Below are 12187 nucleotides of genomic sequence, written 5' to 3'. Positions count from 1 at the left end.
CAATTTGTGTCGAACCATCAACTAGAAGTATTAATATGAATCTGTTTTTGATGATACAAGCTGCCGGTGAGGCTGCTGCCCAAGGGGCGGAAATGACCGATGCTGAAGAAAAAGTAACAATTAATCTTTTCGAGTTATTACTTCAGGGCGGATGGATCATGATTCCGCTTTTTCTTTTATCGTTTATTGCTGTTTACATCTTTATTGAGCGTTATTTGGCCATTAAGCGTGCTTCCAAAGAAGATAAAAGCTTCATGAACCGAATAAAAGATTATATTCATGAAGGAAAAATTGATTCGGCATTAGCCCTTTGCCAATCGCATGACAATCCCATCTCGCGGATGATAGAAAAAGGTATTACACGTATTGGCCGACCGTTAAATGATATTAATACTGCCATAGAGAATGTCGGTAATTTAGAGGTTAGTCGCTTGGAAAAAGGACTGCCCGTGCTGGCTACCGTTGCCGGAGGGGCGCCCATGATTGGTTTTACTGGTACGGTTATTGGTATGATTAAATCGTTTTGGGAGATGGCCAATGCCGGTAGCAACATTGAAGTGGATATGCTGGCGGGAGGTATCTATACTGCTTTGGTTACTACCGTTACCGGTCTGATTGTTGGTATTATTGCCTATTTTGCTTATAACTGGCTGGTGGCAAGAATCGAAAATGTGGTTTTTAAAATGGAGGCTCGTACCATGGAATTCATGGACCTGCTTAATGAACCGGCTAATTAATGGAAACAAATTTGGATCATGGCAATTAAGTCAAGAAGTAAAATAGACCCATCTTTTAGTATGTCATCGATGACCGATGTGGTATTCCTTTTGTTAATCTTTTTTATGATTACTTCCACGTTGGTGCATCCTACGGCACTAAAATTGTTATTGCCCCAAAGTGCCAATCAGACTGCGGCAAAACCTTTGACTACCGTATCCATTACTCGGGACCTCAAATATTATGTGGAAGACCGACGAGTAAGTTTTAGTCAGATAGAACCCCTTTTGAAAGAAAAAGTGGGACAAAATCCCGATATTTATATCTCTCTTCATGTGGATGAAAATGTACCTATGAGAGAGGTGGTTAAAGTGATGAATATTGCCAAACGGAACAAGTACAAGCTGATTTTGGCTACCAGGGCAAAATAAGAATCAATTGGGGGGAGTTGTAATGAAGGCCATAGAAATTCAATCAAATACTGACAGCCGAGGAAATCTTAAATTAGATTATCCTATTCCGATGCCAAATAAGAATGTTAGGTTACTTATATTGTTGGAAGAAGATGAGGAATTGGCTAAACAAGAAAAAATATGGATAGATTCAATTGCTAAAAACCCTGCATTTGATTTTTTAAAAGATAAATCGGAGGATATTTATTCTTGTAATGATGGTGAACCATTAAAAGATGATTAGGAATTACATTGTCCTTGTCTCGTTTCCTTTTGATGATTTTTCATCTTCCAAAGTGAGACCGGCTCTTTGTCTTACTTCGGAAATTGGAAAATTCAATCATGTTATTATTGCCTTTATTTCAAGCAAGATACCTGATGATATAGAGGACAGTGATGTCGTTATAAAAAAGGACTCATTACAATGGCAGGGGACAGGTTTAGTTTTAGATTCAGTATAAGATTACACAAGCTGGTGACCGTCCCGAAAAGTTTAATTAGAAGAAGATTGGGCGTGATTAATGAGTGTTTAGAGAAAGAGGTTAAGGAAAAACTAATGAAGTTATTTTTTGAGGATTAAATTACAAAAGATGACCAATCCATCCAAAAAAGATAAAAGAGCAGGTGTAATAGGGAGTACCATTTTTCATATGGTGCTGCTTATACTTCTTATGGTGTTGGGTCTTTCCAGTATGCCAAGAGAGGAGGAAGGTATTTTAGTCGATTTTGGCGATGGACTTACTGGGATGGGAGCTTCTGAGCCCATTCGCAGTCAACCGGCAGGTGAACAAAATAAACAGCCTACCAATCAGCCTGAGCCCGTTAGCCCACCGCTTGCAACTACACCCGAAACATCAGAAGAGACTGTCAATACACAAGATTTCGAAGAAGCACCGGCCATTAGCGAAGAAGAAAAAGCTAAGCAAGAGGCTGAAAAGAAAAGATTGGATGAAGAGCGTAAGCGTCAAGAGGAAATAGAGCGGCAAAAACGTATCGAAGAAGAGAAAAGACGTCAGGAAGAATTGGAACGTCAGAGAAAGCTGGAAGAAGAACGTAAACGTCAGGAAGAACTGGAACGCAAAGCGAAGGAAGCTCGAAATAAAGTGGCCAATGCCTTCAGTAAAACCGACGGTACCGGTACTTCGCAAGGTGAAGCCGGCGGATCGGGCAATCAAGGTGCACCTGGCGGAGAACCCGGATTAGGTACTTACACCGGTACCGGAAAAGGGAAAAGTGGTTCAGGTTTTGATCTTAGCGGCCGGTCTTTGAGTGGTGCTTTACCCAAACCAGAGTATAATATACAAGAAGAAGGGATTGTTGTGGTGGAAATAACCGTTGATCGAAACGGAAATGTTGTAGGTGCCCAGCCCATATTAAAAGGTACTACAACACAAAATTCATATTTGTGGCGAGTGGCAAAAGAAGCCGCCATGAAAGCACGCTTCAATTCCGACCCGGATGCTCCGGCATATCAAAAAGGAACCATTACCTATCATTTTAGTTTGGAATAGCTTTTTTATAACAGAATTTAATACAAAACTATAGTGGGTTTTGTGTTTTCTGTTATATGGTTTTGCGGGATTTTATAATGACTTGAGGTGAAGCTCTATTAAAACAACCCCAATACTTTAAGTCCGGAAAATAAAACAACAGCCAAAAGAATATATCTGATGTTTTTAGCTCCAATCTTATTGGCATATTTTGATGCGAACCAGGCACCCAGGGCATTACCTGCTGCCAGGCATAATCCGTAACTCCAGGCAATTTGACCTGCCGATAAAAAAACGACCATTGCCACCAGAGTAAAGGCTAAAACCATCAGCACTTTTACGGCATTGGCTCTTACTAAATCATAGCCTGCTCCCAGGACCAATCCGGAAAGGAGAAAGAGGCCTACACCTGCCTGTATAAACCCACCGTAAATGCCAATGAAAAAAAAGATTAGGCTGTTAATCCACTTTGATTTAGATGTTTTCATTTTTCCGGCTTTGCCTTTTATCCATGTTGTTGGTTTAAGTAATATTACAAAAAACATGACTACTAAAAGGCCGCCAATGAAGTAGTTAAGGATATCTTCTTTTATTTCCACCGCCAGTGCGGCCCCCAATAATGAACCAAAAAGGGTAGGGATAATCAATGGCCATTCCTGGCGGGGTTGCAATTCCTTCTGGCGGATAAAGTTGCCCGTAGCCACCAGGTTTTGAAATACTACGCCTATGCGGTTGGTACCGTTGGCAACCGCCGGCGGAAGTCCCATGAACATTAATAAGGGCAGTGTAATTAAAGAGCCGCTTCCGGCAAAGGTATTGATAACTCCAGCTGCTATGCCGGCAAGTATTAGTAATAATGCTTGGTGGAAGTCCATTAATAAATAGGTTATGATGTTTGATGGTAGAAAATTATTATTTTCTTTTTTTGTTTATCTCTATTTAATTTGTACAAATGTTTTATAAGTTATTGGTCTAATGGAATAAAAGAGTTAGTCATTAGTGGTTAGTTTATTTAGTACATCAAATACAAGATGTTTAGGTTATTAGATATAAGATTAATATTTTACAGAAACATTCTTTTAAAATCAGCATATCATCGTATTAGCAATTTAGCACATCCATCCTTTCAATCCTAACAACCTAATCGTCTATTGACCTATTAACCTATGGCCTAATGGCCTATTGATCTAATGGCCTTAGTTTTCTTATTCATGTCCTTTTGTGGCGAAAATCAGCAAGCCCGTTTCACTAAAAAGAAAAAGTGCCGAAATTCGACACTTTTTATAGTGATTGGAAAAGATATTCCTCTAATCGATACAAATCATCCATTAAAAATGGGAAAATCTTTCATCATTTCGTTTACTCTTTTCTGTACCGATGTAATGGTTTCTTCGCTATCGGGGTTGCTCAATACTTCATCGATAAAGTCCACAACCGAAATCATATGTTCCTCTTTTAATCCGCGGGTGGTTAAAGCAGCTGTTCCTACACGGATTCCAGAAGTTTGGAAGGGTGAGCGATCATCAAATGGCACCATATTTTTATTTATGGTGATGTCGGCCAAGACTAAGGTGTTTTCAGCCTTTTTACCTGTCAATTCGGGAAATTTGGTGCGTAAATCAATGAGCATGCTGTGGTTGTCGGTCCCTCCCGAAATTACTTTATATCCCTTGGCCATAAAACATTCGGCCATCTTACGGGCATTTTTCTGAACTTGCTTTTGGTATTCTTTGTATTCGGGTTGCAGCGCTTCATAGAAAGCAACAGCTTTTGCGGCGATAATGTGTTCGAGTGGTCCACCCTGAATACCGGGGAATACTGCCGAGTCGAGTAAAGATGACATTTTTCTTATCTCCCCTTTTTTGGTTTTTATTCCCATGGGGTTATCAAAATCTTTTCCCATCAGAATGATGCCTCCCCGTGGGCCACGCAAAGTTTTGTGGGTGGTAGAAGTTACTATATGTGCATATTTAACGGGGTTTTTCAGTAATCCGGCGGCGATGAGGCCGGCAGGGTGCGCCATATCTATCATCAAAATTGCACCTACTTTATCGGCAATGGCACGCATACGTTCGTAATCCCAATCCCGGGAATAGGCCGAAGCTCCTCCAATTATTAATTTGGGCTTATGTTCCAGTGCCAGTTGTTCCATCATATCATAATCGACAAGCCCTGTGTCTTCTTTTACTCCATACGCAATGGGTTGATACAATTTCCCGGAACTGTTAACCGGGGACCCGTGAGAAAGGTGACCGCCGTGAGCTAAATCCAAACCTAAGAATTTGTCGCCCGGATTTAATACCGTCATTAACACAGCCATGTTGGCTTGTGCCCCACTATGAGGCTGAACGTTAGCCCATTCGGCGTCAAAAAGCTCTTTTAGTCGCTCTATGGCAAGTGTTTCACTTTCGTCAACCACCTGGCAACCACCGTAATAACGTTTCCCGGGAAGCCCCTCTGCATATTTATTGGTCATGCATGATCCCATGGCTGCCATAACCTGGTCGCTCACAAAGTTCTCCGAAGCTATCAATTCAATGCCGTTCAATTGGCGTTGCTTCTCTTTTTCGATCAGTGCAAAAATTTTTTCGTCTCTCTTCATGGTTTTGTGTCGTTTCGGGCCTTTTGTGATAGATTGCTCATAGCAAGCTTATTTTTCTAGAGATTTTTATAGCAATTTATCGGGGCTTAAAACCTCCTGTTTTCTCGCCATCGATATTTATGAAACCATTGCCGCAATCTATTAAAAGAAAGGCGATATTGTTGAGTTATAATTTTATTTTCCCAAAGGTAAAAATTCCATTTATTTTTATTGGCAATTCACATCAATAAAATTCGCCTAAAACATTGACGTTAGATGCTTTTTCACTTCTTGTAGACATTTATATTACTCATCCGAGAAGTGAATTAATACCCTGCGATATACTGAGAATATTTTTGATTTGGAAACGAAACCCAGATATTTGCCGTTATCTACAACGGGTAAATTCCAGGCTCCTGTTTCCTCAAATTTTCGCATGACCTGGTCCATGTTTTCATTGGCCTCAATAAAGGCCGGGGGTATGGTCATTAAATTTTCAACTTTAGTGTTGTTGTAAAGCTCGTTGTTGAACATTATTTCCCGAATATCATCCAGTAAAACAATACCTAAAAGCTTTCCATCTTCGTTTAATACCGGAAAAATATTTCTACGAGCCTTAGCAATTATTTTTACCAGTTCGCCTAATGTTTGTTGCGGTTTTACGCTTTTAAAATCGGTTTCAATGACTTTATTTAGGCGCATGAGGGTAAGTACCGCTTTGTCTTTATGGTGAGTAAGCAATTCCCCTTTTTTGGCCAGGCGTTTGGTATATATGGAATGAGGTTCAAAATACATAATGGTTAGGTAGGATACTGTTGAGGTTAAAATAAGAGGAATAAACAACGCATAACCGTTTGTAATTTCTGCGATAAGAAAGATGGCTGTCAGGGGCGCGTGCATTACTCCGGCCATTAAAGCGGCCATGCCCGCTAATGAAAAATGTGCTTCCGGTAGGTTGACCCAGTCCATGAGGTTTAAAACCCTGGCCATGAAAAATCCGGTAACACCACCCGTAAATAGCGTGGGAGCAAAGATGCCGCCTACACCTCCACTGCCGTTGGTGGCTGCTGTGGCTATAACCTTGAATACAATGAGTAATACAAGAAAACTTAGAATGACCAGATTATTATCTCTGAAATTATAGAAAAACGTATTTTCCAATATGGCATCTGCATCTCCACTAAGCAAGGCAGAAATTGTAGTATATCCTTCACCGTATAAAGGTGGAAAAAGAAATATCAAAAAGCTGAGAATGGCACCGCCTGTCAATAATCTCAGAAATGGATTTTTTATTTTCAATATACGACCTTCCATAAACATACTACTCCATGTCATATACAGAGATATTAAGCCTCCGAGAACGCCCAGTACTAAATACCAAGGAAGGTTATTAAGTAAAAACTGGTCTTGCAGATGAAACGTAAATTCGGCACCTTTCCCCAAAAACAAATAAGCTATGGTTGTTGCAGTAACCGATGAAATTAGCAGAGGTATTACCGAAGCCATGGTAAGATCAAGCATCAATACCTCTAAAGTAAAGATTAATCCGGTGATGGGGGCCTTAAAAATACCGGCAATGGCGCCGGCGGCCCCGCTACCAACCAATAGGGTTATCGTTTTTTGGTTGAGGTGAAACATACGGCCCAGTGAAGAACCGATAGATGCACCCGTCAGTACAATGGGGGCTTCTGCACCTACTGACCCGCCAAAACCAATGGTGAAAGTACTACCAATTATAGAGGTGTAGGAATTATGTGGTTTGAGGTATCCGCCTTTTCTGGAAAAAGCATACAGAATTTTGGTGATGCCATGGCTGATGTTGTCTTTAACAATAAAGCGCGTGAATAAAACCGTTAAGGTGATGCCTAAAATGGGATAGGCCAAATAAAGAAAATTTTGATTTTCAAGATTAAAGCCTTCTGTCAGAAGTTGATTGGTGTAGTGAATGGTGTTTTTTAAGATAACAGCGGCCAACCCACTGCTGATTCCTATTATAAAACTTAGAATCAGTGTCAGTTGTTTTTGCGAAATGTGTTTTACTCGCCAAATTAAAAATCGTCCTAATAGTTTAGATGCTGTTTCCATTTGGAGATTTTGAAAAAAATTGGTTTTTGCTCTTGAATTATATTGGGAAATAAGATTTGTCGGAATGGCCCTGGTTAGCAAGGTGAAGTTTTCTGGTCATCAGGCATTTGTTTCATTCCCGTTTTCGAAGTGCAAAGGTATTGCTTTAGCCATTGAAATTCAAAATTGGCATGTTAAATTGTGTTGGATATTCGGAGGCAGTTTTTATTTGAATAAAACGAGCATGACAAATCCATTTGGTCATGCCCGTTTTAAATCATTTTGTGTGTTTATGTTGTTTTTTTATTCAAAGGATTATAAACTTTTAAGTCCCAAATCTTTATTTTGATGGAATATTTTCCAGCGTGGCGATCAGAAATTCCCAGAATTTTTTCACCGATTCCACGTTTACTTTTTCATCAGGTGAGTGAGGGAATTTTATGGTAGGTCCAAAGGATATCATATCCCAGTTAGGGTAGGCGCTTCCCAGGATACCACATTCAAGTCCGGCATGAATGGCTTTTATCTCCGGAGTTTTCCCCCATCTGTTTTGATAAACTGATTGCATGATTTTTAATATTTCTGAATCGGGATTAGGTTTCCATCCCGGATATTGTCCATCAAACCATACATTGGCCCCGGCCAGAAGAAAGATACTTTCCAGCGTTGATTCCACATCTTCTTTGGCCGTATCTACAGAGGAACGTATTAACGCTTTCACATGCACTTCTTTATTAACTGTTTGTACGATGGCCAGATTCAGAGATGTTTCAACCAATCCGTGAATATCTGTACTCATCCTTATTACCCCATTGGGACAGGCCTGGATGGCGTTGATCAAATCGTCCTGAGTCATCTCATCCATTAAAAAGGATGGTTCTTTGATGCTTTCTATCGTTAATTGAAGATGTGGTTCCACACTGCTTAATTCATTGAGAAAAATGTCCTTGAATCTTTCAACGGTCTGTTTTACACTCTCTAACTTTTCTTTAGGAACACCTACTATGGCAAAGGCTTCCCGGGGAATGGCATTCCGAAGAGATCCTCCTTCAATAGAAGATAGTCTTACTTCTTCATTTGCTACTAAATATTTTAGCAGGCGAAACATTAACTTGTTGGCATTTCCTCGACCAAGGTTTATGTCCATGCCGGAATGGCCTCCCTTTAGCCCCGTAAGGCTGATTTTTATACCCACAAAATCATTGGGGAATTCTTCTTCCATAAAGGTAAAAACCGCATTGGCGTCGGTCCCTCCGGCACATCCCACATATAGTTCCCCTTCGTCCTCAGAATCCATATTAATTAAAATATCACCTTTTAGTATTCCTGGTTTTAAGTGATTAGCCCCGGTCATTCCCGTTTCTTCATCAATGGTAAATAGGGCTTCAACGGGACCATGCTTCAGGTTTTTTGATGACAGTACCGCAAGGGCAGCGGCTACACCTATGCCGTTATCAGCCCCCAAAGTGGTTCCGTTAGCTTTTACCCATCCCTCTTCTTCATAAGCTTCTATGGGATCTTTGGTGAAATCGTGCTGTTTATCGCTGTTTTTTTGAGGTACCATATCCAGGTGAGCCTGCAAAACCACTCCTTTGACATTTTCCATACCTGGTGTGGCCGGCTTCCGAATAATTACGTTACCAATCTCATCTTTAATGGTTTCTAAGCCCAAGGTTTTCCCTTCGTTAACGACAAAACGTACTGCCTCTCCTTCATTTTTTGAAGGGCGGGGTATTTGTGTGAGTTGATAAAAATAGTGCCAAAGTTGTTGGGGCTCTAAAATTGAAATATTGGTGTTCATTATTTTATTGTTTTTTATTGTGTTACAAATGTTTTTACTTCGACGGTTAATCCCTCATTTTCTCAATATTTAAGGTCTGATTGTCTAATATCTATTTATCTAATATCTAAAAATCTATTCTTTGGGTCTTTATGTTTAATAATGCCCCGGTTCTGGTATCCAGTTTTAAGGTAATTGATGGGTCATCAAAAAGCGTGGGTGGCAGTTGATGTAACGAGCCAAATTGCCCAATCAGGACATCAGTTTCGGTGAGCAATACTGTACGATCAATAATTTTTATATGAGCTTTGGAGGGTTTGCAGTAAACCAGTCCGGTACGTTGTTCCTGTTTATCCGGAAGATTTAAGGAACGATTTGCGATAGGAGAGACAGATTCTATTTCGATATAAACCGGAGTTCCTGTCAAATCCAATTGGTCTGTAAATCCTTTTCGTTCGGAAAATCTAAATAGTACCTGGTTCCCGGACATGGATGTATCAGGGATGATAGAAAATACCTTGGTGACTGTGAAAGTTTCTTTTTTCCCTTTAAAGAGGGATAAGTATTGATTCTCTAGTTCATTAATTCCATTTAGAATTCTTTCATAGGCTCCATTGTCGGGCGGTAAGGTTTCCAGATCACTTTCCAGAAGTCTTCGGCGTGCATCCCGTAAACGATATATTTCAGCAGCTACTTCTTCGGCAGTGGCAGCACTGGAGGTTTTGATTAGCTGTTCTTCAGTGAACGGTACATCATCGAATGATAAGTCATTTTCAGGCATAGCACCCATAAATTGCTTTGGTGGTTGAACACCATTTTGCCTGGGTTCGTCAATATTAATCCCTCTTAGTATTCCGTCAGGTGTCAGAGCTACTGCGGCTAAGGAAGGATTTCCCTGTGCCGTAATTCGAAAAATACGGTTAGGGTCAGGTATTCCGGTGGTATAAATACGTGCATCTACAATTTCCCATGTGGTGCGATCTTCGGTGATGATATCGTTTAAGTTGAGAAAGCGCTGCGAATATCTGTAATAAGGTCCTCTTTTTTCGGTGGTTTGGCGGGCTGTAACTTCCACATTTATCACGGTTAAAGGCAAATGGTAATATATGCCTTCCTGAGGAAGGGGTTCCCGGGCCGGAAATACGTTCCCCTGTGAAATATTTTGTTGTGCATTGCACGATACCATCATCAATAAAAAAAGCCCATAAATTAAATATTGGCCCGGGAAATAAAGTTTACCATTTAGAACGGACATAGGTTTCTTCATCTGTCGCATAAATAATAATATTAAAGTTTCATGGTTTGTATTCGTGTAAATTTTCCTGAACTCTTTGGTCTAGTGGCATTATTATTAGTGATTAGTCTATCAACCCACCAGCCTATCAGCCTAATAGCCTAGCTCGTTTCAAAGGTAACAAAATATGCTGTAGAAAGCTATATTTTATAGCTCCGTGGTTTTAGCAAAGGCAGGACCTAAATTTTCGATGATGTCAGAGGCAATAGTCGCTCTTTGGCCTTTTAATGCCGCCATATCACCTGCTAAACCATGAACATAAACGCCGGCGCGTGCGGCAGCATATGGTTCGATGCCATTAGCTAAAAGAGCCAAAATAATACCCGTCAACACATCACCGCTTCCGGCAGTAGCCATCCCCGGATTACCGGTAGGGTTAAAACCTACTTTCCCTTCGGGTGAAATAACTGCGGTATAGGCGCCTTTTAGAACCAACACCACTTTATATGTTTGGGCAAATTCTATGGCTGTATTTAATCGCTGAAAATCGTTTTCATAAGGTCCTGAAAGCCTTTCAAATTCCCTGGGGTGTGGGGTAAGCACAGTTTGTGGCGGCAGGTCATTCAGCCATTCGCGGTTTTCTGAAAGGATATTTAAACCGTCAGCATCTATGACTAGTTTTTTGTTTTGGGCTGATTTTAGTAATTCTTTCAAAGCTCTTTGAGTGTTGGTTTTTGTGCCGAGGCCCGGGCCTACCCCTATGGCATTATATGGTGACAGGTCCGGAAATTCCGTAAATATGATATCCGAGCGGTCGGCACTTATCATGGCTTCGGGAAGCGCTGTCTGCATGACGGCAACAGCACTATGTGGTACATGTGCAGTAAGCAGACCTACTCCTGATTTGAGGCAGGCACGTGATGCCATCAATGCTGCCCCTGTTTTTCCATAACTGCCTGCTATTAGAAGAGCATGCCCCATTGTTCCCTTATGTGCAAAAAGGTGCGGAGGGCGTATCCAACTTCTAATTTCCTTTTCCGTAGTTATTTGCCAGGGTGTGGAAGTCGATTTTATTTTTTGATGGCTAAGACCTATGGGAAGAACAATCCAGTTACCGATAAATTCACGGTTTTCGGGAAAGAGAAAGGCCAGTTTTGGCATCTGGAATGTAAGTGTATATGTAGCTTTTACGATTGCCACTCTATGGTTATGACTGTTATCCTCACAAAATAATCCCGAAGGAACATCAATGGAAATTATTTGTGGAAAGTTTCGGTTAATATACGATACGATATCAGAAGCTCTCTCATTAAGAGGCCTGTTGAGTCCTGAACCAAAGAGTCCGTCAATGGCTACCTTGCCTGTTGGTTTTATATTCAATAGAGATTGTTTCGATAAATCTGTTATTTTTGCAGATGGAAACGCTTTGAGCCTTTCCAGGTTAATTGTGGCATCGTGTGATAATTTTTCCGACCGATATAAATAGACCCCAACCTTCCGGCCTTCTTCCAAAAGCATGCGGGCAATGGCTAGAGCATCACCTCCATTATTGCCGGGACCAACAAATATGCTAAATGATGTCGCCGGATAATGTGTCGTTATCCAACGATATGCTTGTGTGGCAGCCCGTTCCATTAAATGAATGGAACCAATGGGTTCGTTTTCGATGGTGTAACGGTCTACTGTTCCTGTTTGTGACGATGTAAGAATTTTCATAACAATTATGAGAAAAGATACTTTTAACTTTAATAACAAAATGTATTTTTGTAACAGGCTATTTGTAATTTAGTTTGTTTTTTGATTAGGCCTGTCGGTAATTTTCCGGGAAAATGGTCATCGAGCGTTTGTCCATTTTCCAGAAATGATGAT

At 40.6% G+C, this 12187-nt stretch carries 11 protein-coding genes; 5 read left to right on the top strand and 6 right to left on the bottom strand.

The features are described from left to right. Nucleotides 1–50: 50 nt before the first annotated feature. The 5 genes from BM130_RS02855 (at nucleotide 51) to tolA (ending at nucleotide 2680) form a co-directional block, all read left to right on the top strand. Nucleotides 51–737: a MotA/TolQ/ExbB proton channel family protein gene (locus BM130_RS02855; RefSeq protein WP_254771973.1), complete on the top strand. Its 687-nt coding sequence runs from the start codon at nucleotides 51–53 to the stop codon at nucleotides 735–737. Nucleotides 738–755: 18 nt separating this feature from the next. Continuing rightward, nucleotides 756–1148 carry an ExbD/TolR family protein gene (locus BM130_RS02850; protein ID WP_029626629.1) on the top strand — a complete coding sequence of 131 codons (393 nt, stop codon included), beginning with the start codon at nucleotides 756–758 and terminating at the stop codon, nucleotides 1146–1148. Nucleotides 1149–1155: 7 nt separating this feature from the next. Continuing rightward, nucleotides 1156–1413 carry a hypothetical protein gene (locus BM130_RS02845; protein WP_237706142.1) on the top strand — a complete coding sequence of 86 codons (258 nt, stop codon included), beginning with the start codon at nucleotides 1156–1158 and terminating at the stop codon, nucleotides 1411–1413. After that, nucleotides 1406–1630, top strand: a complete 225-nt coding sequence (locus BM130_RS02840) for a type II toxin-antitoxin system PemK/MazF family toxin (protein ID WP_010527892.1) — start codon at nucleotides 1406–1408, stop codon at nucleotides 1628–1630. The genes BM130_RS02845 and BM130_RS02840 overlap by 8 nt, the downstream gene beginning before the upstream one ends. A 129-nt stretch (nucleotides 1631–1759) precedes the next feature. Beyond that, the gene (tolA, locus tag BM130_RS02835) at nucleotides 1760–2680 is read left to right on the top strand and encodes a cell envelope integrity protein TolA (protein WP_010527893.1); all 921 of its coding nucleotides are present in this window, start codon (nucleotides 1760–1762) and stop codon (nucleotides 2678–2680) included. A 98-nt stretch (nucleotides 2681–2778) separates the two neighbouring features. On the opposite strand, the gene BM130_RS02830 is transcribed toward tolA, so the two are convergent. From BM130_RS02830 to BM130_RS02800, 6 genes are all read right to left on the bottom strand, one after another. Then, nucleotides 2779–3534, bottom strand: coding sequence for a sulfite exporter TauE/SafE family protein (locus tag BM130_RS02830; protein WP_010527894.1), 756 nt, complete (start codon nucleotides 3532–3534; stop codon nucleotides 2779–2781). A 446-nt stretch (nucleotides 3535–3980) separates the two neighbouring features. Further along, nucleotides 3981–5261 (bottom strand): serine hydroxymethyltransferase, encoded by a 1281-nt coding sequence (glyA, locus tag BM130_RS02825; protein ID WP_010527895.1) that lies wholly within the window; start codon nucleotides 5259–5261, stop codon nucleotides 3981–3983. Between the two features lie 285 nt (nucleotides 5262–5546). Continuing rightward, complete coding sequence (locus tag BM130_RS02820; RefSeq protein ID WP_010527896.1) at nucleotides 5547–7325, bottom strand: chloride channel protein; 1779 nt, start codon at nucleotides 7323–7325, stop codon at nucleotides 5547–5549. Between the two features lie 319 nt (nucleotides 7326–7644). After that, entirely contained in the window at nucleotides 7645–9105 is a 1461-nt protein-coding gene (locus BM130_RS02810) for an aminoacyl-histidine dipeptidase (protein ID WP_010527898.1), read from the bottom strand. 106 nt (nucleotides 9106–9211) lie between these two features. Beyond that, on the bottom strand, nucleotides 9212–10360 hold the full coding sequence (locus tag BM130_RS02805) for a DUF4831 family protein (RefSeq protein WP_237706143.1): 1149 nt from the start codon (nucleotides 10358–10360) through the stop codon (nucleotides 9212–9214). Nucleotides 10361–10525: 165 nt separating this feature from the next. Further along, on the bottom strand, nucleotides 10526–12034 hold the full coding sequence (locus tag BM130_RS02800; protein ID WP_010527900.1) for a bifunctional ADP-dependent NAD(P)H-hydrate dehydratase/NAD(P)H-hydrate epimerase: 1509 nt from the start codon (nucleotides 12032–12034) through the stop codon (nucleotides 10526–10528). Nucleotides 12035–12187: the final 153 nt, after the last annotated feature.

The organism is Thermophagus xiamenensis, from assembly GCF_900112795.1.
GTDB classification, from domain to species: Bacteria; Bacteroidota; Bacteroidia; order Bacteroidales; family Marinilabiliaceae; genus Thermophagus; species Thermophagus xiamenensis.
The sequence above is the reverse complement of the archived record's forward strand: the minus strand, read 5'-3'. Positions and strand labels throughout refer to the sequence as shown.

What these genes read in the sequence shown, in the direction of transcription:
- BM130_RS02855 (WP_254771973.1), top strand. Translation starts at nt 51, where the DNA reads ATGATACAAGCTGCCGGTGAGGCTGCTGCCCAAGGGGCGGAAATGACC.
- BM130_RS02850 (WP_029626629.1), top strand. Translation starts at nt 756, where the DNA reads ATGGCAATTAAGTCAAGAAGTAAAATAGACCCATCTTTTAGTATGTCA.
- BM130_RS02840 (WP_010527892.1), top strand. Translation starts at nt 1,406, where the DNA reads ATGATTAGGAATTACATTGTCCTTGTCTCGTTTCCTTTTGATGATTTT.
- tolA (WP_010527893.1), top strand. Translation starts at nt 1,760, where the DNA reads ATGACCAATCCATCCAAAAAAGATAAAAGAGCAGGTGTAATAGGGAGT.
- BM130_RS02830 (WP_010527894.1), bottom strand. Translation starts at nt 3,534, where the DNA reads ATGGACTTCCACCAAGCATTATTACTAATACTTGCCGGCATAGCAGCT.
- glyA (WP_010527895.1), bottom strand. Translation starts at nt 5,261, where the DNA reads ATGAAGAGAGACGAAAAAATTTTTGCACTGATCGAAAAAGAGAAGCAA.
- BM130_RS02820 (WP_010527896.1), bottom strand. Translation starts at nt 7,325, where the DNA reads ATGGAAACAGCATCTAAACTATTAGGACGATTTTTAATTTGGCGAGTA.
- BM130_RS02810 (WP_010527898.1), bottom strand. Translation starts at nt 9,105, where the DNA reads ATGAACACCAATATTTCAATTTTAGAGCCCCAACAACTTTGGCACTAT.
- BM130_RS02805 (WP_237706143.1), bottom strand. Translation starts at nt 10,360, where the DNA reads ATGCGACAGATGAAGAAACCTATGTCCGTTCTAAATGGTAAACTTTAT.
- BM130_RS02800 (WP_010527900.1), bottom strand. Translation starts at nt 12,034, where the DNA reads ATGAAAATTCTTACATCGTCACAAACAGGAACAGTAGACCGTTACACC.